The 21,803-nt window shown below is 50.2% G+C and carries 19 protein-coding genes; 12 read left to right on the top strand and 7 right to left on the bottom strand.

All coding sequences use genetic code 11. From position 1 onward, the window contains the following. Positions 1-80: 80 nt before the first annotated feature. Positions 81-425 carry a HopJ type III effector protein gene (locus tag OMP95_RS10880; protein ID WP_266328729.1) on the top strand — a complete coding sequence of 115 codons (345 nt, stop codon included), beginning with the start codon at positions 81-83 and terminating at the stop codon, positions 423-425. 65 nt (positions 426-490) lie between these two features. Here the strand turns inward: OMP95_RS10880 and OMP95_RS10875 are convergent, their stop codons facing one another. After that, on the bottom strand, positions 491-4,348 hold the full coding sequence (locus OMP95_RS10875; protein WP_266328727.1) for an FAD/FMN-binding oxidoreductase: 3,858 nt from the start codon (positions 4,346-4,348) through the stop codon (positions 491-493). Positions 4,349-4,479: 131 nt separating this feature from the next. Here OMP95_RS10875 and OMP95_RS10870 point away from each other — a divergent pair, with 131 nt between their 5' ends. The 4 genes from OMP95_RS10870 (at position 4,480) to OMP95_RS10855 (ending at position 6,819) form a co-directional block, all read left to right on the top strand. Beyond that, the gene (locus tag OMP95_RS10870; protein WP_266328725.1) at positions 4,480-5,277 is read left to right on the top strand and encodes an undecaprenyl-diphosphate phosphatase; all 798 of its coding nucleotides are present in this window, start codon (positions 4,480-4,482) and stop codon (positions 5,275-5,277) included. A gap of 86 nt (positions 5,278-5,363) precedes the next feature. After that, positions 5,364-5,792 (top strand): 50S ribosomal protein L13, encoded by a 429-nt coding sequence (rplM, locus tag OMP95_RS10865; RefSeq protein ID WP_266328723.1) that lies wholly within the window; start codon positions 5,364-5,366, stop codon positions 5,790-5,792. 12 nt (positions 5,793-5,804) lie between these two features. Next, the gene (gene rpsI, locus OMP95_RS10860; protein WP_007146943.1) at positions 5,805-6,194 is read left to right on the top strand and encodes a 30S ribosomal protein S9; all 390 of its coding nucleotides are present in this window, start codon (positions 5,805-5,807) and stop codon (positions 6,192-6,194) included. A gap of 133 nt (positions 6,195-6,327) precedes the next feature. Continuing rightward, entirely contained in the window at positions 6,328-6,819 is a 492-nt protein-coding gene (locus tag OMP95_RS10855; RefSeq protein ID WP_266328718.1) for an acyloxyacyl hydrolase, read from the top strand. A gap of 12 nt (positions 6,820-6,831) precedes the next feature. Here the strand turns inward: OMP95_RS10855 and lpxL are convergent, their stop codons facing one another. Next, positions 6,832-7,746: an LpxL/LpxP family Kdo(2)-lipid IV(A) lauroyl/palmitoleoyl acyltransferase gene (gene lpxL, locus OMP95_RS10850; protein ID WP_266328716.1), complete on the bottom strand. Its 915-nt coding sequence runs from the start codon at positions 7,744-7,746 to the stop codon at positions 6,832-6,834. Positions 7,747-7,821: 75 nt separating this feature from the next. Between lpxL and waaA the strand changes: the two genes are divergently transcribed. Together waaA and tadA are read left to right on the top strand one after the other, a co-directional pair. After that, positions 7,822-9,087 carry a lipid IV(A) 3-deoxy-D-manno-octulosonic acid transferase gene (gene waaA, locus OMP95_RS10845; protein WP_266328714.1) on the top strand — a complete coding sequence of 422 codons (1,266 nt, stop codon included), beginning with the start codon at positions 7,822-7,824 and terminating at the stop codon, positions 9,085-9,087. Then, complete coding sequence (gene tadA, locus OMP95_RS10840) at positions 9,080-9,529, top strand: tRNA adenosine(34) deaminase TadA (RefSeq protein WP_266328712.1); 450 nt, start codon at positions 9,080-9,082, stop codon at positions 9,527-9,529. Before waaA ends, tadA begins: the two co-directional genes overlap by 8 nt. Positions 9,530-9,581: 52 nt before the next feature. Here the strand turns inward: tadA and yegQ are convergent, their stop codons facing one another. Continuing rightward, positions 9,582-10,928, bottom strand: a complete 1,347-nt coding sequence (yegQ, locus tag OMP95_RS10835) for a tRNA 5-hydroxyuridine modification protein YegQ (RefSeq protein ID WP_266328710.1) — start codon at positions 10,926-10,928, stop codon at positions 9,582-9,584. Positions 10,929-11,083: 155 nt separating this feature from the next. On the opposite strand from yegQ, the gene mltF reads away from it, so the two are divergent. Beyond that, positions 11,084-12,481, top strand: a complete 1,398-nt coding sequence (gene mltF / locus OMP95_RS10830; protein WP_266328708.1) for a membrane-bound lytic murein transglycosylase MltF — start codon at positions 11,084-11,086, stop codon at positions 12,479-12,481. A 51-nt stretch (positions 12,482-12,532) separates the two neighbouring features. Here the strand turns inward: mltF and OMP95_RS10825 are convergent, their stop codons facing one another. From OMP95_RS10825 to OMP95_RS10810, 4 genes are all read right to left on the bottom strand, one after another. Beyond that, positions 12,533-13,162, bottom strand: coding sequence for a thiol:disulfide interchange protein DsbA/DsbL (locus OMP95_RS10825; protein WP_266328706.1), 630 nt, complete (start codon positions 13,160-13,162; stop codon positions 12,533-12,535). A gap of 21 nt (positions 13,163-13,183) precedes the next feature. Next, positions 13,184-14,338 (bottom strand): c-type cytochrome biogenesis protein CcsB, encoded by a 1,155-nt coding sequence (gene ccsB, locus OMP95_RS10820; protein WP_416234649.1) that lies wholly within the window; start codon positions 14,336-14,338, stop codon positions 13,184-13,186. 48 nt (positions 14,339-14,386) lie between these two features. Next, a complete protein-coding gene (locus tag OMP95_RS10815) occupies positions 14,387-16,390 on the bottom strand; it encodes a cytochrome c biogenesis protein ResB (protein ID WP_266328704.1) in 2,004 nt (667 codons plus the stop codon). Between the two features lie 86 nt (positions 16,391-16,476). Further along, a complete protein-coding gene (locus tag OMP95_RS10810; protein ID WP_266328731.1) occupies positions 16,477-17,085 on the bottom strand; it encodes a c-type cytochrome in 609 nt (202 codons plus the stop codon). Between the two features lie 88 nt (positions 17,086-17,173). On the opposite strand from OMP95_RS10810, the gene yihA reads away from it, so the two are divergent. The 4 genes from yihA to OMP95_RS10790 all read left to right on the top strand — a co-directional run. Next, complete coding sequence (gene yihA, locus OMP95_RS10805; protein WP_266328702.1) at positions 17,174-17,791, top strand: ribosome biogenesis GTP-binding protein YihA/YsxC; 618 nt, start codon at positions 17,174-17,176, stop codon at positions 17,789-17,791. 10 nt (positions 17,792-17,801) lie between these two features. Further along, positions 17,802-19,064 carry a sulfite dehydrogenase gene (soxC, locus tag OMP95_RS10800; RefSeq protein ID WP_266328700.1) on the top strand — a complete coding sequence of 421 codons (1,263 nt, stop codon included), beginning with the start codon at positions 17,802-17,804 and terminating at the stop codon, positions 19,062-19,064. Next, entirely contained in the window at positions 19,048-19,587 is a 540-nt protein-coding gene (locus OMP95_RS10795; RefSeq protein WP_266328698.1) for a c-type cytochrome, read from the top strand. Before soxC ends, OMP95_RS10795 begins: the two co-directional genes overlap by 17 nt. A gap of 25 nt (positions 19,588-19,612) precedes the next feature. Further along, positions 19,613-21,803, top strand: a 2,191-nt coding sequence (locus OMP95_RS10790; RefSeq protein ID WP_266328696.1) for a glycogen/starch/alpha-glucan phosphorylase, incomplete at its 3' end; no start/stop codon positions are given.

Genomic DNA, 21,803 nt, shown 5'->3' with positions numbered 1-21,803 from the left:
AGGCAGCCATTAACCAATACCGAACAGCTCGTGAAGCTGTAGATACATTTACCCGTTTTTTTGATTAACCAGGAGATATCATGGAATTGCAGGCTTTTCTGACGCAATTAAACAACGAACCCGAAAAAGTTGAGTTTGATGACACGATGGCGGTCATTGAAACGAATTACGCATTCACACCAACCGCTTTCCGCAATGGCGAATGTCAGAATGCCGCTGGACAAAACAACGGTTCATGCAAGATTTTGGCTTTTGGCATGGTTAACCAACTCAGTCCAGAGCAAACTTTAGCCTGTTTTGGTCGTTTTTATCGTGACGATGTGCTTGGCAACCCTAATGGAGATGATCACCAAAACATTCGGAATTTCATCAACAGCGGCTGGGGTGGCGTTAAGTTTGAAAGCCCGGCACTTAGCCTGAAGTAAAAAAATACCCCTGTCTGCAGTTTGATTGCAGACAGGGGCAAGTTCTATTACCTAATACCTAGCCTTTAAAGCAGGATACGTTCGATACCACCGTCTTTGACCTTGTCAATAAAGTCACGGTGCCAGTTTTCACCTTTCAGGTGTTTGGCGATTTCCACCACAATGTAGTCGGTTTCAATACCGGTATCTTCAGTGTAGCGCATCAAGCCCTGCTGGCAGGCCGGGCATGAAGTCAACATCTTCACATTACCGTTTTTGGCTTTGTCGGCACCGGTCAGTTCGTTAATGCCTTTGGTGATTTCCTCTTCCTTGCGGAAACGAACCTGGGTGGCAATATCCGGTCTTGCTACAGCAAAAGAACCGGCTTCACCACAGCAACGATCATTCAACGTCACTTCCTGTCCCAACAAAGTACTGGCTACAGATGTCGGCTGATAGGTCTTCATCGGCGTATGGCATGGGTCGTGGTACATATACTGCACCCCTTCAACACCTTCCATTCTCACCCCTTTTTCCATCAGATATTCGTGAATATCCAGCAAACGACAACCCGGGAAGATCGCTTCAAACTGATATTTAAGCAGCTGATCCATACAGGTACCGCAAGACACGATCACGGTTTTGATATCCATGTAATTGAGCGTATTCGCCACACGATGGAACAAAACCTGATTCGCTGTGGAAATGGAGCTTGCCTTGTCGTTATCACCGGTAGCAGCCTGCGGATAACCACAGCACAGATATCCCGGCGGCAATACCGTTTCAGCACCTACTTCATACAGCATCGCCAGTGTTGCCAGACCAACCTGGCTGAACAAACGCTCGGAACCACAGCCCGGGAAATAAAACACCGCATCGGATTCATCATTCACCTTCTTCGGATCACGCAGAATCGGCACCAGTTTGTCATCTTCCAGCCCCAGCATGGAACGGGTGGTCTGTGAAGGCAGGCCAGCGGGCATCGGTTTTTTCATGAAATGCACGACCTGCTCACGAATCGGGGTTTTACCGGTTGTCGGTAGCGGCCGCTTTTTCTTGTTGCCCAGCAAACCAAGATTCTTCGCCACACCGTGTGCCATGCGCTGCGCTTTGTAGCCCCACTCGATCATGGTTTTACGCATGATTTTAACGGTCAGCGGATCGGTGGCATTCAGATAGGCCATAGATGTCCAGGTACCGATATTCGGTCGACGCTTACCTTGTTTTTTCAGTACTTCACGCAGCTTGATGCTGACATCACCAAAGTCGATATTGACCGGGCATGGATTCAGGCAACGGTGACAGATCGTGCAGTGATCGGCCACGTCGTTCATTTCCTCAAAGTGACGCACAGAGATACCGCGGCGTGTCTGCTCTTCATAGAGGAAAGCCTCAATAATCAGGCCGGTGCCCAGGATCTTGTTACGCGGTGAATACAGCAAGTTAGCCCGCGGCACATGGGTCGTACAATCCGGTTTGCATTTACCGCACCGCAGACAGTCTTTGATGTCATTGTTGATATCACCCAGATCGCTGGCTTCCAGAATTAAAGCTTCCTGCTCCAGCAGTCGCAGTGACGGCGTGTATGCTTTTTCCAGTCCGGAACCTGCCAGTAATTTACCGGCATTGAAATGACCGTTGGGATCCACTTTTTGCTTGTAACCGGTGAACGCATCAATGGTGGCTTGATCCAGATACTGCATTTTGGTCAGACCGATACCATGCTCACCGGAGATAACCCCGCCGAGTCTTTCCGCCAACTCCATAACTTCATCCACAATACGTTCGGCATCATGCATCATCACATAGTCATTGGAGTTGACCGGGATATTGGTATGCACATTACCGTCACCGGCATGCATATGTGTCGCCGCAAAAAGACGGCTGGAACGATGCTCTTTATGAATCGCATCCAGCTTGTTACGCAGCACGCTCAGTGCCTGCCCCTGGAACAATTCTTTCAGCGGTTTTTCCACTTCACTGCGGTAGGAAATGCGTAAATCCCGGCGCTGCAATACATTGAACAACGTATCGTTATCAATCAGATTGGCTTTGGCATCCTCTGATAATAATGCTGCCTTGTCGATGGCTGGCGTATCCAGATTATCCAGCACCTCCTGCCAGCGCAGTTGGACCACATCCAGATGCTGACAGGCTGCATCGACTTTGGACTGCACAATGGCATCATTTTCGGCGCTGTCATCCAGATCTTTATTGCCCCACTCTTTCAGCTCTTTCGGATTAGAGGACAGGTAATCACGCACGGCCTGAGCCGTTTTCAGCTTGTTACGCGTGGATTGAACGATATTAATGCGCTCAATGCCATCATTGTATTCAGACAGACGATCCAGCGGAATCACCACGTCTTCGTTAATCTTGAAGGCGTTGGTATGTTTGGCAATTGCTGCCGTTTTTGCCCGATCGGCCCAGAAACGCTTGCGGGCCTCAGGGCTGACCGCCACAAAACCTTCGCCATCACGGGCATTAGCCAGACGAATCACTTCTGAACAGGCGCGGGCAACCGCATCTTCATCATCACCGACGACATCAATCACCAGCACCATTTTCGGCGGCACACTGCGCGGCGCTTTGGTGGAATAGTCCACAGCACGCACATAACGTTCGTCCAGATGCTCCATCCCCGCCAGCAAAACATCGGGGTTGTTATCGAGCACGTCCTTGGTTTCCACAATCGCCGGTACTGCCTTGCTCAAATCGTTACCAAAAAACTCGAGACAAATGGTGCGGATAAAGTCCGGCATCCGGTGCAGAACAAATACCGCAGAGGTAATCAGGCCGTCACAGCCTTCTTTCTGGATGCCTGGCAGGCCGCCGAGGAATTTATTAGTAACATCCTTACCCAAGCCGGTTTTCCGCAGCTCTTTAGCAGGAATAGCTATCTTTTCGGGTTCGCCGATTTGCGTTTTACCATCGGCCTTGAAGCGGGTGATTTTGAACTCGGCAATCTCGATATCATGGATTTTGCCCATATTATGGTTAAGACGCTCGACTTCCATCCAGGTAGAGTCCGGCGTCACCATGCGCCATGAAAGCAGATTATCCAGGGTGGTTCCCCACATCACTGCTTTCTTGCCACCGGCGTTCATGGCGACGTTACCACCGATTGTGGATGCATCCTGTGAAGTCGGATCGACAGCAAACACCAGTCCGTTTCGATCGGCGATATCTGAGACGCGTTTTGTTACTACCCCCGCTTCAGCACGTATCGTCGGCACTTTTTCCTCGCGTCCCGGAATGTGCCGATACACCACTTCGCCGAGGCCTTCCAACTTCTCGGTATTGACCACCACACTGTCGGTGGTAAGCGGAATCGCACCACCGGTGTAACCGGTACCGCCACCACGCGGGATCACGGTGAGTCCCAAATCGATACAGGCAGCAATAATCCTTGCCATTTCTTCTTCGGTATCCGGTGTCACCACTGCCAACGGATATTCAACACGCCAATCTGTGGCATCGGTGACATGAGACACACGTGCCAGCCCATCAAATTGGATATTGTGTTTCTTGGTAGCGCGGGACAGACGGCGCAACACCACACGGCGGCGCTCTTCAATGCTGAGCAGATTACGTTCAAAACGTTCAACAGCTTCGCGGGCACTTTTTTCCAGTGTTAATGCCAGGTCGTTGTTATTTTTCTCTGCCCGTTGACGAATCTGATCCAGACGATGATGCAAAGCATGTCTCAGAGATTTCCAGCGTTTACGGTTTTCAACCAGATCATCCTGAATAAAAGGGTTTCGCTGTATGACCCACATATCCCCCAGCACTTCAAACAGCATCTTGGCGCTACGGCCGGTTTTGCGTTGTTCACGCAGCTGTTGCAGAACGTCCCACATCGGTTCACCAAGGAAACGGATGACGATTTCACGATCTGAGAATGAGGTATAGTTATACGGAATCTCGCGAATTCGATTTGGCATGTTGTTCAGATAAGCCTCTTTCTAATAGAGAGTGAATTTTAAAAGTGCCATTTTAACATGAAGCGCCGCTATAATAAGCCCATAAACCACAGGCCTTTTAACGACTCCCCTTTCTGACCACGCTTACATACATGGATTTAATACAGATTATTGCGCTGGCCCTGCTGCAAGGCCTGACAGAGTTCCTACCGATATCCAGTTCAGCTCATTTGATTTTGCTACCGATTCTTGCCAATTGGCAGGATCAGGGACTGGCTTTTGATGTGGCCGTGCATGTCGGCACTTTAACTGCGGTTGTGCTCTACTTTCGACACACTATTAGGACGTTGGTTTCTGACTGGCTGCAATCAGTAATAAAACGGCAAGCGGTGGGTGACAGCCGCCTTGCCTGGGCGGTGATATTCGGCACCATTCCAGTGGGATTAGCCGGTTTATTGTTTAACGGCTTCGTTGAAACTTTGCTCAGAAACCCACTGGTCATCGCAGCAACGACTATTCTGTTTGGCTTATTACTGGGCTGGGCTGACTGGCAGGGACAACAACAACGTAATGAACATCAGCTGCGCTGGCAGGATATTCTGTTTATTGGCGTGGCGCAGGCTATCGCTCTAATCCCGGGTACCTCACGTTCGGGCATTACCATTACTGCCGGATTAATGTTGGGGTTAACGCGAAATGCGGCAGCGAGGTTTTCGTTTCTGCTGTCGATACCGGTCATCTTTCTGGCGGGTGGACTTAAAACGCTAGAACTCGTACAATCCAACCTCGCTGCCAACTGGTTCGCGCTGATTTCGGGCGCAGTATTTTCAGCTGTCAGCGCGTATATTTGCATTTTCCTGTTTCTGAAAATGCTTGAGCGCATCGGCATGTGGCCTTTCGTTATTTATCGCCTGTTATTGGGCGGGTTGCTGCTCTGGCTGTTTCTCTAATTACTGTTGACAGTCGTTCGATCAGTGCGTAATATTCTCCCTCTTTATTTGGACCGCCTGCGTAAATTTTCAGGAGCAACTCGCGGATGAAAACCATAAGTGCAAAACCAGCAGAAGTTCGTCGTGACTGGTTCGTTATTGATGCTAACGGCAAAACATTAGGCCGTATGGCAACTGAAATCGCGCGTCGTCTGCGTGGTAAACATAAAGCTATTTATACCCCACACGTGGATACCGGTGACTACATTGTTGTGATCAACGCAGAAAAGCTGCGTGTTACAGGTAACAAAATGTTAGACAAGATGTATCATCATCACACTGGCCATATCGGTGGTATCAAATCTATCTCACTGGAAAAACAACTTGATAAAGCACCAGAACGTGTTATCAAGACTGCTGTAAAAGGTATGCTTCCAAAGAACCCGCTGGGTCGTGCAATGTTCAGCAAACTGAAAGTTTATGCTGGCACAGAACACCCACACACAGCTCAACAGCCTAAAGTGCTGGAAATCTAATCGGATATTGTCATGGCAGATTCATATTACGCTACAGGTCGTCGTAAAAGCTCAACCGCTCGTGTTTTCCTGAAACCGGGCAGCGGCAACATTTCAATCAACACCCGCACACTGGAAGATTATTTCGGTCGTGAGACCTCCCGCATGGTTGTTCGCCAGCCGCTGGAACTGGTCGACATGCTGGAAAAATTTGACCTCAAAATCACCGTTCGTGGTGGTGGTAATAACGGTCAGGCCGGTGCGATTCGTCATGGTATCAGCCGTGCCCTGGTTGAATACGACAACGAATTAAAAGCAGAACTGCGTAAGGCAGGCTTCATCACCCGTGATGCGCGTGCTGTCGAACGTAAGAAAATCGGTCTTCATAAAGCACGTAAACGTCCACAATTCTCCAAACGTTAATTGCAGACATACTGCTTTGCAGATCCAGAAAAGGTCATCCAGCGGATGGCCTTTTTTTTTGTGGACTGGTTTACACTTTTTTTACATCCATGCTATAAACATGACTTATCGCTTAACACACATGGATTTGCTGATGAAAAAACCACTCATTGCCGCTGGCATTTTCGCCCTGACGCTCGCTCCGGTTGCCAGTGCCGAACAGACTTCTGCAGTGGCCTTTTCTGCTGGTGCCTTTGCTGTATTTGATACTGACACGGCAGCTGAAATTGGTGCTGAATACCGCTTTGCGCCGCTTGAATCTGTTTTCAACCTGATCCCTGCAGTCGGCATCAATGCCAACTCAGACGGGGGGTACTGGGCCCATGCTGGTTTCCGTTACGATATCGAACTCAACCCAAACTGGATATTGACTCCGAACGTTGCGGTAGTTGGTTATGAAAACGGCGGTGGCAGGGATCTGGGGCATGGTTTGCAGTTTCGTACCGGACTTGAATTGGCCTACCAGTTAAATACCAGCAGTCGTATCGGCCTTGGCATTTACCATATGTCAAATGCCCATCTTGGCAAAAATAATCCCGGCGCAGAATCCATATTCTTAAGCTACAGCTTCACGCCTGATTTCTGATTCATCTTTAAGTCAGAGATCTTTATATAGCAGGCCTTTGCCTTCCGGCTGGGTTTTAAACCGCCGGTGTACCCAGAAATACTGTTCCGGCGATTTTCTGATTTCCTGCTCAAGCCAGTCATTAATGCGCTGGGCATCGGCAATATCATCACCGGATGGATAATCCGTCAGCGGCTCGCCAATACTGATCGTATAACTGCCATTTTGTTCACGACGCGGAACAAAGGGCACCACCTTGGCGCCCGTCATTTTGACCATTCGCGCCGTAGCAGGAATGGTCGCCGCCTGAACACCGAAAAACCTGGCAAATACACTGGTTCGCTGTCCAAAATCCTGATCCGGTGCATACCAGACCACTTTATTTTTCTTCAATGCCCGCAGCATGGAACGCGGATCATCCCGCATTACAATACCTTCACTGTGAAAAGTACGTGATCGCATCATCACCGCATTAAACAATGGATTTTTCAGATGCCTGAACATCACATAGGCAGGTGTTTTAAGCATAATCAGTCGGCCGCCCAGTTCCATGCTGGTGAAGTGCCCAGTCAAAAGAATCACGCCCTTACCCGCGGCTTTGGCTTGTTCCAGATGCTCCAGCCCCTGATAATGCACACGCTTGGACAGGTTGGCGTCACTGGCCCACCAGCTCATCGCGGTTTCTATCATCATCATGCCCATGGTTCTGAGATTGATATTAAGCAATTCTTCTTGCTGATTCGCACTCAGCTCAGGAAAACATAAAGCCAGATTACGTCGGGCAATCTCGGCCCGCTTGCCTATAAATGGCCGCATTAATCTGCCCAGCGTCATACCAATGGCCAATTGCAACCTGCCCGGCAGATAAACTGAAAGACGCATCAACAATAATCCCAGCCAACTGGGCCAGAATCGTGGATGGAAAAACTGCTTCTGAAAAATTTTCATGGCGGGCTGATCAGTATTAAAAACTCCGCCTATGCTATCATTCCTGCTCGATTTCCGCTTATAAATGAGTCTGCATTGAGAGTTTTTTATAGTATCGTTTTTTGGTTGGCGATCCCTTTTATTATTTTGCGATTGATCTGGCGCGGTACCCGGGCATCCGCCTATTTCAACCGCTGGGATGAGCGCTTTGCTATCAAGGCAGCGCCCGGTTCAGACAAACCGTTGATCTGGATTCACGCCGTATCTGTCGGAGAAGTCGAAGCCGGCAGACCACTGGTTGAAGCATTGCAGGCAACTTTTCCCGATCATCAATTGCTGATCACGACCATGACGCCTACCGGCAGCAGCCGGGTCTCAAAACTCTACGGCAATACAGTCCTGCATTGTTATTTGCCCTATGACCTGCCTTTTGCCGTTCGCCGTTTTTTGAAAACAGCCCACCCCGCATTCGGCATTATCATGGAAACCGAACTGTGGCCTAATCTCATTCATCATTGTCAAAAAATGCAAATTCCGCTGGTTCTGGCCAATGCCCGCCTCTCGGCCCGCTCGGCTGCCGGTTATCAGCGTATTGCCAAACTGAGTAAACAAATGCTGCAATCTTTTGATCTGATCGCAGCCCAATCACAGGAAGATCGTGAACGACTGATCGCCCTGGGCGCCGATGCACACAAAGTGCATGCGGTCGGCAATCTCAAATTTGAAATCAGCCTGCCCGCCAGCCTTAACGAACAAGCCGAAGCCATGCGTTCCATGTGGGGAAACCGGCCGGTATTTATTGCTGCCAGCACCCATGAAGGCGAAGACGAAATCGTGCTCAATGCCTCAAGACAGATTCGCGCAGTGTTTCCGGAATTATTACTGATTATGGTGCCGCGGCACCCGGAACGTTTTGATCGGGTATCCGCCCTGAGTCAGCGTGCCGGCTTCAAGACTTTACGGCGCAGCGAACAGGGCATGTGTTCTTCAGCCATTCAGGTTCTGATTGTCGATACCATGGGTGAACTGCCATTGTTTTACGGCACTTGTGACATCGCTTTTGTCGGCGGCAGTCTGGTACCGAAAGGCGGTCAGAACCTGCTGGAACCGGCTGCTTTGGGGCGTGCAGTACTGATCGGACCGCATTATTTTAACTTCAATGAAATTACTCGCCAGTTTCTTGCCGCCGATGCCGCCATTGAAATCAAAGATAGTGAGAGTCTTGCTAACGCGGCAATTGCACTGTTGAAAGATCCGCAAAAACGGGCCGATATGGGCGAAGCCGGCAAAAACCTGATTCACCGCAGCCGGGGTGCCAGTCAACGTCTGATGAATCTGATCAAACGGCATATTCATGTCTGATGATGCCAAATGGATGGCCCATGCGCTAAAGCTGGCGCAGCGGGCCGAAGCAGAAGGTGAAGTGCCGGTTGGCGCTGTTATCGTGCTCGACGGTGAGATCATCGGCGAAGGCTGGAATCAGCCCATTACCAGTCTTGATGCTACCGCACATGCTGAAATTGTCGCCTTGCGCCAGGCTTGCCAGTCGCAGCAAAACTACCGGTTGCCCGGTGCCAGCCTCTATGTAACGCTGGAACCCTGCATCATGTGTGCCGGGGCCCTGGTTCACGCCCGCATAGACCGATTGATCTATGCCACGCCTGAACCCAAAACCGGTGCAGCCGGCAGCTGTGTGGATATTTTCAGCCTGCCTCAGCTCAATCATCGTGTTCAATGCGAACAAGGGGTGCTGGCCGAAGAAAGCAGTGTCTTACTACGCAATTTCTTTCGTGCCCGTCGTTAGTGCCTGTTACCATCCCGCACCCGCAGCGGCGAAGCTGAAACATCAACAGCCGCTAAACAAATCGAGCGATGACCGCCTTTTGCGGAGGTGGGCCCTGATAGGGAATGCTCACCTGATGTCCGCTGCCCGGCGCAACGTCAATAGCCTGTCCCTGCTGGTCGACTAATTGCGATAAAATCAGCTCAACATTGCCTTGCGGCATCACCAATTCCAGTTTGTCGCCTACAGCAAAACGATTTTTAACATCCACATGCAGTAGCTGTTTGACTGAATCATAACCAGTGACTTCACCTACGTACTGTTGCCGTTCGCTGCTGGAGTAGCCATGCAGATAATTTTGCTGCGCTTGTGTTGGATGGCGTTGATAAAAACCATCGGTATAACCACGGTTAGCCAGGTTATCCAGTTTACCGATAAGCGTGGGGTCAAAAGGCCTGCCATTAACCGCATCGGTAATTGCCTGGCGATAAATCTGTGCCGTTCTGGCCACGTAATACACTGATTTGGTGCGCCCTTCTATTTTCAACGAATCGACACCGATATTAACCAGCCTTTCTATATGCTGAACCGCCCTCAAATCCTTTGAGTTCATAATATAAGTACCATGCTCATCCTCAAAGATCGGCATCATTTCTCCGGGACGGTTGCTTTCTTCTATCAGGTAGATCTCATCGGCCAGCGGGTGCCGCTGTTGGCCACCACAGTCAGAAAATGAGGCATTATTCATCGCATCAAATGCTTTGAAATCGATTTTCTGTGGTGCGTCATCATTGCCGTCACTGCCGTGCGTTTTGTAGTCCCAGCGGCAGGCGTTGGTGCAGGTGCCCTGGTTGGGATCACGATGATTAAAATAACCTGACAATAAACAGCGTCCGGAATAGGCGATACACAAAGCGCCGTGAACAAACACCTCAAGCTCCATATCCGGGCATAACTGGCGGATTTCCGCTATTTCATCCAGCGACAACTCCCGCGACAGAATAACCCGGCTGAGGCCCAGTGATTGCCAGAACTTGACTGCCTGATAGTTCACCGTATTCGCCTGCACGGACAGATGAACCGGCATCTCCGGCCAACGTTCCCGCACCATCATAATCAATCCTGGATCAGCCATAATCAGAGCATCCGGCCGCATGTCGATGACAGGTTCCATATCCGCCATATAGGTTTTGACCTTGGCGTTATGCGGCATCAGATTACTGGCCACAAAAAACTGCTTACCGAGTTTATGGGCTTCTTCAATACCTTGCGCCAGTACCGGCAGTTTATGGAAGTCATTATTGCGTACACGCAGACTGTAGCGTGGCTGACCGGCATACACCGCATCGGCTCCAAAGGCATAGGCATATTGCATATGCTGCAAACTGCCGGCCGGCAATAACAACTCGGGCGCATTCATCAGACTATTTCCCACATAAAAATGAGTAGAATTATAATGTAATTTATAAAATAACCAATAAAAACAAGCTTATTAGATCTAAGTCAAAACTATAGAGGGTGCAAATGAGTCAATATACGGCGATAATCCTGACGTTTTGGTGACGAGGAATTTTCTTGAAATCGATTACACTTTTTCTGTTGGCCGTTTGTTTACTCAGCGCCTGCGGAGAAGCACAACCCCATCTTGAAGAGATTCGTGAACGCGGTGAACTAAGAGTGCTCAGCCGCTACGGCCTGACCAGTTATTTTGTCAAAGGCGATACTCTGGCAGGTTTTGAATACGAACTGGCGCAGCGATTTGCCGATCGACTTAACGTCAAACTCAAAATTATTGTGCCCGATAATCTGGGTAATATGTTCAAACTGATCGAACAGGGGCAAGCCGACATTGCAGCAGCCGGTTTGACGGTCACTCAGCAGCGTAAAGACCATATTCGTTTCGGGCCGGTTTATCATGAAGTGACCCAACAACTGGTTTACCGCCACGGCAACACCCAGCCGCAAGATATCACTGCCATAACTGATAGTCAGCTTGAAGTAGTGGCTGACAGCAGTCACGTTGAACAGCTACAGTCTTTGCAGGAAGAAATACCCGAGCTGGACTGGACCGAAAACAAGGAACTGGACAACAGCGGACTGCTGGAATTGGTACAGCTGGAAATGATCGATTACACCGTGGCCGATTCCAATGAAATAGCGGCTAACCAGGAGCTGTTTCCTGAACTGCGCGTCGCTTTCGATATTTCAGAGCCGCAGCCACTGGCCTGGGCCATGCCGCTGTCAGAGGACAACTCTCTGTATTTGGAAGTGCTGGATTTTTTCCAGGAAATGGAAGCTTCCGGTGAACTGGATCGCCTTATCGAAAAATATTACGGCCATATCCGCCGTTTTGATTATGTAGATACCCGCGCCATTCACCGCCGGATTCAAACCCACTTGCCTCTCTACAAGGACATGTTTCAGCAGGCCGCTGAGGAATTTGGCTTTGACTGGAAACTGCTGGCATCGATGGCATATCAGGAATCTCACTGGAATCCGGATGCAGTTTCCAGTACCGGGGTAAAAGGTTTGATGATGTTAACCCAGGCAACAGCCCGGGAAATGGATGTCACTGATCGCGAAGACCCCCGGCAGAGTATATTTGCCGGTGCGGGTTATCTGGCATCTATCTACACACGCCTGCCTGAACGCATTATAGAACCTGACCGGACCTGGTTTGCATTAGCAGCTTACAATATCGGCATGGGTCATCTGGAAGATGGCCGGGTACTGACCCAGCAGCTCGGCAAGAACCCGGATTCATGGCCCGATGTCAGAGAGCATCTGCCCTTGCTCTCCAAGCAGAAATGGTTCTCTCAGACCCGCTATGGTTATGCCCGTGGTAGTGAACCCGTCAGATATGTACAAAACATCCGCCGTTATCTTGATATTCTTTCGCACTTGGATGACAGCACGTTAACACAACCGCAGACACCGCAGCCGGCAGAGCAGACATTACCTGCCGCCTTGTAATTGCGGATGGCTCAGGACAGGATGCTGAGCCATCGTTCAGTAGCACGATAATTATCGAGCCTGTTCGATCAGAAAATCGACCACCTTCAGCATATCTTCCTTACTGCCTGCCGCAGGCGCATCAGTACGATATTTTCCATCGACCACCATTGAAGGCACCCCGGTAATACCTGAGGTCTGGCTCATCACCAATGCTTTTTTCACTTTGCTTTTCACTGAGAATGAATTCATGGTTTTAGCAAAGTTTTCACGATCAATACCCTGCTCTTCGACAAAATCCAGTAGCTGTTTTTCCGTGGTCAAACGGCGTTCTTCAACATGAATGGCGTTGAACAGTTTGGGATGCAGCATTTCAAGATCACCCGTCGCTTGCGCCGCATAGAAAACCTTTGCCAGTTCCAGCCAGCTGTCACGAAAAATCGCCGGCACCTGAACGAATTTCACATTGTCCGGCAGCGTTTTTTTCCATTCCTGCACCGACTCCTCCAGATTGAAACAATGCCGGCAGGTGTATGAGAACAGCTCCACAACCTCCACCACATTTTCGTCTGATGTCGCCAGTTTTTCAGCTGTCGGGAAATAATGTGTACCCTCGACATAATTCAATGGCAAAGCCCAGGCCGCTGCCGATATGAAGCCCGCAAACATCCAGACACTGATGGCTTTCATCAAAATTCTCATCTTTAAACTATCCTTTTGTATTTAGAGGGTGCCGTAGGAATGTAACCCGGATAAAAACATATTCACACCCAGAAAAGCGAACAGGGTAACAAACAGACCGATAACCGCCCACCAGGCCATAGGCCGGCCATTCCAGCCCTTGGTCATGCGCATATGCAACCAGGCTGCATAGTTAAGCCAGACAATCAGCGCCCAGGTTTCCTTGGGGTCCCACGACCAGTAGCCGCCCCATGCTTCGGCGGCCCATAATGCACCAAGTATGGTAGCCACCGTGAAAAAAGCAAACCCCAGCGCAATGGACTTGTACATTAAATCATCCATCAGATTAAGAGAAGGCATGGCCTTCACCCAGTTGCTGGCCGCGTTTTGCTGTTGTCGCCATGACACCAGCAGATAAGCCACAGCAATCATTGCCGCCATGGCAAAAGCACCGTAACCGATAAAGTTAGCCGGTACATGGATTTTCATCCAGTAGCTCTGCAAAGCAGGTACCAGTGGCTGGATTTCATGAGCATTACGTTCGAAGGCATACCACAGCTGGAAAATCACCGCGGCACTGATAACCAGCAGCACAAAACCGCCCAGGCTTCTGGTCTGATAGCGTCTCTCATAAAACAGATATAGCAGTGCGGTCACCACCGCAAACAGAATAAATACTTCATAGAGATTACTGACCGGAATATGACCAATATCGGCACCAACAAGATAGGATTCACGCCAGCGGACCATCAACCCAATCATGCCCATGGTGGTCGCAGACCAAGTCAGGGCGGTGCCGACTTTTTCAGTAAAGCCCGAGTGAAACAAAGTGCCAGCAAAATAGGTGACGGTTGCCATCACAAACAGCGCGCTCATCCACATAAATGCCGACTGGCTGGCTAACAAGTAGTTCAGCCAGAAATTACTGTCCGCCACACTGAGATCACTGCCATATAACGAGACAGCAAATAAACTCAGGAACGCAACCGCAATACTGTGCCAGCGGAAACCGGGCCAGTTCTGCCCCAGAAACGCCATAGCGATGGCCGTCAGAATCACAATGCCGATTTCGTAAACATCCAGCACATCGGCATAAACCCCCATCAGCGTCGCCGCCGCCAACACCATCAAACCGCGCCACAGCCAGGCAATCAACGCCGATTTGTCAGAATTCAATGTTGTGATATCACTCGTCATTTCACACTCTTTATGCATTCAGCATGTTGTAGGTTAAGAACATCCGTATCAGACAGAGTTCCCCTGCCCCGACTGCATTTCAGCTTTGACTTGATCAAAATAACCGTCGAACTCGCGCGGATTACGGTTGCTCATGCCTGCCAAGTAAACACGGGTCTGCTGATCTTCCGCCGACAACCACACCCAGAACCTTCTCTGCGGCAGATAGAACAACAAAAATACCCCCGCTATCAGGAATGCGCAGCCCAGATAAACAGTACTTTTACCCGGCGTGCGGGCAATCTGCAGACCAGTGGACTCGATATGATTATAGTCGGTCAGCTCAAGATAAACCGGAGAACCGTAGCTCGGCAGACTGCCAATGGCATCTACCGCATCCTGCAGAAACAAAAGCTCAGTGTCTTCCACCAGTTCATCCTGCTCTAAACCCAGGCCGGAAAAATAAATCCGCCCCAGCATCTCCCGTAACATCGCCAGATAAGCGGGGGCCAATGTCTCGCGCTCGGACTCTGGCAAAGTTTGTTCAATAAAGTTTCGGACTTCGGCGAAGCCGCCGCGGATAAACATATCGACCAGTGTCTGCAGTGTCTTCTGCAAACTGTTTCCCAACACAGCATCGTCTTCTGTTTGCAGACTGAGCAAAGTCTCATTTTTCATCTTGGTGGCGATATCAGCCACAACCTGCTCATCGCGCAGGCGTTGCAGGAAAGCGATAAAGCCGTCCAGTCCGCCCGCTTTATCGACCGGGATATAAAGATAACCGAAGGCTTCGGCAGGACTGCTGCGCACCCCACTCAGATAAAATTGACGTCCGTCGCGCTCAACCGGATACATATAATTTTGGTATTCCAGCGCCTCACCGGTTTCACGCCGTAATTTAAAACTGATACTGGGGCCAAAATCACGAATACGGTCCGGTTCTTCATCGGTAGGATCGGCATTGATATTGAAAGGCCTGAAGCCTGTCACTTCCAGTTGCATTTGCTGATTTCCCCAACGCATCTGCCGGTTTTCAAATACTTTGGTTTCCAGGCTCACTGGTTCCCCGCTGTCAGCAAACAGCGGCCAGGCATCAATACTCAGTTCAGAGCCGCCATCACCAAAACTGGCCTGATAAATGGCATAGCCTTTGTGAATAAGGGGGTGATTGACTGAAATCGTGGTCTCAATCGGCGCATCCAGTTCCGGATCATGCACGATCAGATCAGATTCAAATGATTTAGGTTGCCCGGTCGAATAATGCTCGATACGGAATTCTTTCACTTCGATAGTAAACGGTAATTTCTGCACCAGATAACCATCTCTCATCGGCAGATAAACAACCTCGGAAGCACGTCCCTCGGGAATGCTGATACTGCCACGAAAGGCCTGAGCTCCCACCGCTAAACGGCTCTCCTGCGGAATCTGGCTCAGCGGCAGATCCCGGGTTTCTATCTGCAGACGCCCCTGCCACTCTGCAAGTTTGAGCGGCAGGTTACTGTCCAGCAAACCGCCCACACAAATCACGATAATAGCCACATGAGTCAGGATATAACCGAGTCGGTTCAAACCGCCGCGCATTACAGAGACCAACCGGTCATCGCCTTTCCGGGTCTGGCGACTTCGATATCCTTTCGCTTCGAAAGCCTTGGCGAATTGCGCGGCACTGGCATCGACAGTGGCGGGATTCAGCCACTCGGCACGGTGATGCATGGACTGAAGCGATTTCAACTGCACATGCGTGCGCAGATTGAACATGTCTTTCATCATTGACGGGGCATGTCTGATAACGCAGACCGATGTGGAAACAACCAGCAAAGTCAGGATGGCCAGAAACCAGATAGCACTGTAGACATCGTACAGCCCCAACGATTCAAAAACTTCAAACCAGAACGGGCCGAATTTGATCAGATAATCAGGATAAGGCTGGTTTTGCTGCAAAACCGTGCCGATAACCGAGGCGATAGCCAGCGTGATCAGCAGCGTGATCGCCAAGTCCATCGTACCCAGGAAATGGAACAACCGCCAGATAAACGAGCGATGAGCTAGTTGAGAGTCCTTATTTTGCGACATGGGGTAGCCCCTGTTTCAGATCAGCAGACCTGAATGTGTCAGCAATCCCTGCACGGCTTAATAGCCGTGCAGGCGAGTGACAGGTTTTATTTCAGACCGAATACGTAAGCGGAAACGGCTTTGATTTCGTCTTCACTCATCTTGCTGGCGATATCACGCATCATGCTGTTGGCATCGTTATCACGCTCGCCGTTGGCAAAAGCATGCAATTGCGTTTCAACATAACTGCTGTACTGCGCCGACAACTTGGGCCAGTTGGCTGCGGGTACGCCACTGCCGTTAGGTCCGTGACAAGCCATACAGGCAGGCAATCCGGTTTCCTTGTTACCACCGCGATAGATTTGTTCACCGGCGGCGACCAGCTCCTCGGAGACGGCACCCGGTGCCGTTTTCTTGCTGGCGTAATAAGCACCAAGATCAGCCATGTTCTGTTCTGTCAGGTTCGTTACCATGGGTGCCATGATTGCATTTTGGCGGGCACCGCTTTTGAAGTCAGCCAATTGCTTGACAATATAACCTTCATGTTGCCCGGCCAGCTTGGGAAAGCCGTCTGACAAGCTGTTGCCGTCTACACCATGACAAGCCGCGCACATAGCGGATTCAGCTTTACCCGCAGCAGGATCACCCGCGGCCATTACAGAAGAAGTCATACTCAGTGCCATGGTCAGCACTGCAACCATCAACGATTTTTTCATCATAATTCCTAAAAAACTAAGCGCTTGCATCATTAAAACTGTGGGTATGCTACTCTTATTGAGTTAATTTTTCACCCAGAATGGTTTCATGTCACAGCTTTATCAAAATGCACATTATACCGGCAGTGCCACCCAACTGTCTCAGCTTCCTGCCGATGACGGCATTGAAGTCGCTTTTGCGGGCCGTTCCAATGCCGGAAAATCCAGCGCCATCAATACTATAACCGGCATACGCTCACTGGCCAGAACCAGTAAAACACCGGGCCGCACGCAAATGATCAATTTTTTCAATCTCGACGATCATCGTGCTTTGGTGGATCTTCCCGGTTATGGTTATGCCAAAGTTCCGGAAAAAATGAAACTTCGCTGGCAAGAAACTTTGGCTAAATATCTGGAAACGCGCCAATCATTACGCGGGCTGATGTTAATGATGGATATTCGTCATCCCCTGAAAGCGTTCGACCTGCAAATGCTGACCTGGGCGAATGAGGCAAATCTGCCTGTACATATCCTGCTGACCAAGTCTGATAAACTCAAACATGGTGCAGCCAAGCAGACCATGCTGAAAGTCCTTTCCGAGCTGAAACAACATCAGCTGCAAGCCACAGTGCAATTATTCTCCTCGCTGAATAAAAACGGCCGTGATGAAGCCGTGGCACAACTTGATCAGTGGTTTGAGGTCGAATTGGTGGTCACAACCGAATAAAGGCACTGTTATGGCAAACAAGCTGCTGCAAAGTCGTCGTCAATTTCTGCAAAAAGCGGCTTTAGGCGGCACTGTTGCCGGCAGTTTCAGCCTGCCGATCTGGGCTGCTCCCCCTCAGGTGAATTATGCCGAGGTGCTGCCCGAATCCATGCGCCTGCCAGGACGTGGTTTCACTAATTACGGCCAGCCATCAAGCTACGAAAAAGACATTATCCGCTGGATTTCTGCTAATCAGGATGCGCCCGGTAACGGGGTTTCCTGGGCACCGCTGCATGATCTGCAGGGCACGATTACTCCCAATGGCCTGCATTTTGAACGGCATCACAACGGTGTACCGGACATTGATCCAGCTAACCACCAGTTCCTTATCGATGGACTAGTCAACACGCCGCTTAGCTTCAGCATAGACGCCCTCAAACGCTACCCGCAACAATCTAAAATCTGCTTTATAGAATGTGGCGGCAACAGCAATAGCGGCTGGCGCAGCACCCCTTCCCAGGCTGCAGCCGGTTACGCTCATGGCCTGGTTTCTAATGCCGAGTGGACCGGTGTGCCAATTAAATTACTGTTACACGAAGCCGGTATCCAGGCCGAAGCGAAATGGGCCATTGTCGAAGCGGCCGACGGTGCTTCACTGAATGTCAGCATTCCACTGGACAAACTGCTGGATGATGCCATTCTGGCCCTGTATCAGAATGGCGAGCGCCTGCGGCCTGAAAATGGTTACCCGTTGCGCCTTGTTCTGCCCGGCTGGGAAGGCATCGTGAATGTGAAATGGCTGCGGCAATTACGACTGACAGACAAACCGGTCATGTCGCGTAATGAAACAGCGCAGTACACCGAATTGATGCCCGGCGGCAAGGCGCGCCAATTCAGTTTTATCATGGAAGCAAAATCCCTGATCACTTCTCCGTCACTGGGTATGCAATTACCTGACAACCCCGGGATCTATCAGGTTAGCGGTCTGGCCTGGTCAGGCCGAGGCAAAATAAGCCGGGTCGAAGTCTCCGCAGATGGCGGCCAAAGCTGGGTAAAAGCCAATTTGCAGCAACCTGTTATGGATCGGGCTTTTACCCGCTTCAGCCTTCCCTGGCAATGGCAGGGACAATATGCGGTATTGCAAAGCCGCGCCACTGACGAAACCGGCTATGTGCAGCCATCACGTGAAGAACTGACCACTAAACGCGGCACGGACGGTTTTTTTCATTACAACGCCATCGTCAGCTGGGAAGTCACGGAACAAGGAGACATTAACCATGTCTACGGGTTTTAGTATTAAAAACAGCTTGTTTCTATTTTTGCTGTGGCTGGCCAGCACAAATCTGCAAGCCGAGGTGCTGTTTCAACCGCTGGGTCAGGCTGCAAAAGAATTAAGTAAATTACCTGAATGGAATTTGTCTATCAGCCCGGAAGGCGAAGGCTTACCTGCAGGTTCAGGCACGGCCGCGCAAGGCAAGCAGATTTTTGCCCTTAAATGTGCCGCCTGTCATGGACCCGAGGCTATCGGCGGCAGCGCTGAACCACTGGTGGGAGAAGTCGGTTCTTTGAACAGTAACTATCCGGAGAAAACCGTCAACAGTTACTGGCCTTATGCCACTACGTTATTCGACTATATCCGCCGCGCCATGCCAATCGATGCACCCTTTTCACTTAACAGTAACGAAATCTACGCTTTATGCGCTTATATCCTCAGTCAGGATGGTATAATCGACCCCAGTATGAAACTCAACAAAGCCACGCTGCCTCAGGTAACGATGCCTAACCGAGATGGCTTTTCTGCCGTCTACCCACAATAATGCTGCCCCCTTAAGGACCCGTTTTATGAGCCCACGTTATGCTTGTATCACCTCCCCTGATCCCGAGTTATACCGCACCCAGAAACTGGGTATGGAGAGACCGGATCTGATCAATGACTTCAAACGTTACTACGGTACCTATTTAGCACAAGATAAAGGCTGTGCCTCTGCTCATTACCTTTACACAGCACTGGCAATGACCCTGCGTGATCGCCTGTTTAACCGGATGAAGCACACCAAGCACACCTATGCCGAGGCCAAATGCAAGCAGACTTATTATCTGTCTATGGAGTTCCTGATGGGGCGAGCCATGGGCAACGCCGCGTTAAACCTCGGTCTGGAGCAAGCAACCGCCGAAGCCATGCATGAGCTCGGTCTGAACTTTGAAGAATTGATCGAAATGGAGCATGATGCCGGTTTAGGTAACGGCGGGCTGGGTCGGTTGGCTGCCTGCTTTATCGACAGTTGTGCCACCTTGCAATTACCGGTTACCGGCTATGGGCTGCGCTACGAATACGGCATGTTCCAGCAAAGCATTGAAAACGGCTATCAGATAGAAATGCCCGATCACTGGTTGCGTGACGGCAACCCGTGGGAACTGGAACGTCCTGAATTCACCCAACGAATCAAATTCGGTGGTCATACCGAGTTCCATAAAGATGATAAAGGTGAGCTCAAGGTGTACTGGGTTGATACCAATGATGTGCTTGCCGTACCTTATGATTTACCGGTTCCCGGCTACCAGAACGGCACCGTTAACAAACTGCGTCTGTGGAAAGCGGCAGCCACCGACGAATTCAACCTGGAGGACTTTAACTCCGGCTCCTACACCGAGGCCGTGGCGGCCAAGAATGAAGCTGAAAATATCAGCATGGTGCTCTACCCCAATGATGCCAGTGAAAACGGCAAGGAATTACGTCTGCGGCAGCAGTACTTCCTCGCCTCTGCCAGCTTGCAGGATATCCTCGACTACTGGGTTACCACCCACAGTGAGAAATTTGACAAGTTCGCCGACAAAAACTGCTTCCAGCTTAACGATACACATCCGACAGTCGCGATTGCGGAACTGATGCGGCTGTTGCTGGACGAACACAACCTGTCTTGGGATAAAGCCTGGGACATCACCACCAAAACAATGGCTTACACCAATCATACCTTGCTGCCAGAAGCGTTGGAACGCTGGCCGGTCAACATGATTGGTCGTTTGTTACCGCGAATTCTGGAAATTATTTACGAAATTAACGCCCGTTTCCTGCGTGAAGTCGCCAACCACTGGCCCGGCGATAAAAAACGCTTGTCACGCATGTCCATCATTGAAGAAGGACCGTATCAACAAGTACGTATGGCGCACCTGGCCATAGTCGGCAGTTTTTCAATCAATGGTGTGGCGGCTTTGCACTCAGAGTTGTTGAAAAAAGGCCTGTTCCACGATTTCTATGAACTATGGCCGCATAAATTCAACAATAAAACGAACGGTGTGACTCAACGGCGCTGGATGGCATGGTGTAATCCGGCATTGAGCGCACTGGTCACCGACACCATCGGTGACCAGTGGATCACGCAACTGACCGAGTTGAAAAAGCTGGAGCCTTTCGCACACGATAAAGCGTTCCAGAAAAAATGGCATGCCGCCAAACTGGAGAATAAGAAACGACTGGCGGCACTGGTTAAACAGAGCTGCGGTATCGACTTCAATCCAGAAGCTTTATTTGATATCCAGGTCAAGCGTATCCATGAATATAAACGCCAATTGCTCAATGTTTTGCATGTCATACATCTGTATGACCGCATTAAACGGGGTGACACCCAGGACATGACCCAACGTTGCATGCTGTTTGGCGGTAAGGCGGCACCCGGCTATATCATGGCCAAACAAATCGTCAAACTCATCAACAATGTTGCCAATGTCGTCAATAATGATCCTGATGTAGGTGACTGGCTGAAAGTGGTTTTCCTGCCCAATTACCAAGTCTCGGCAATGGAAGTCATTTGTCCGGCGGCGGATTTATCTGAACAGATATCGACGGCTGGTAAAGAAGCTTCCGGTACCGGCAATATGAAGTTCATGATGAACGGAGCCGTCACCATCGGTACGCTGGATGGCGCCAATATCGAAATCCGTGAAGAAGCCGGGGCAGACAACTTCTTCCTGTTCGGTCTGACCGAAGATGAAATGGCAGATGCACGAGCTGGCTACAATCCCCGCTACCTTATCG

This window comes from Methylophaga sp. OBS4, from assembly GCF_026319305.1.
Lineage (GTDB): Bacteria > Pseudomonadota > Gammaproteobacteria > Nitrosococcales > Methylophagaceae > Methylophaga.
Note: the sequence above shows the minus strand (reverse complement) of the source record. Positions and strands in the feature narration are given on the sequence as shown.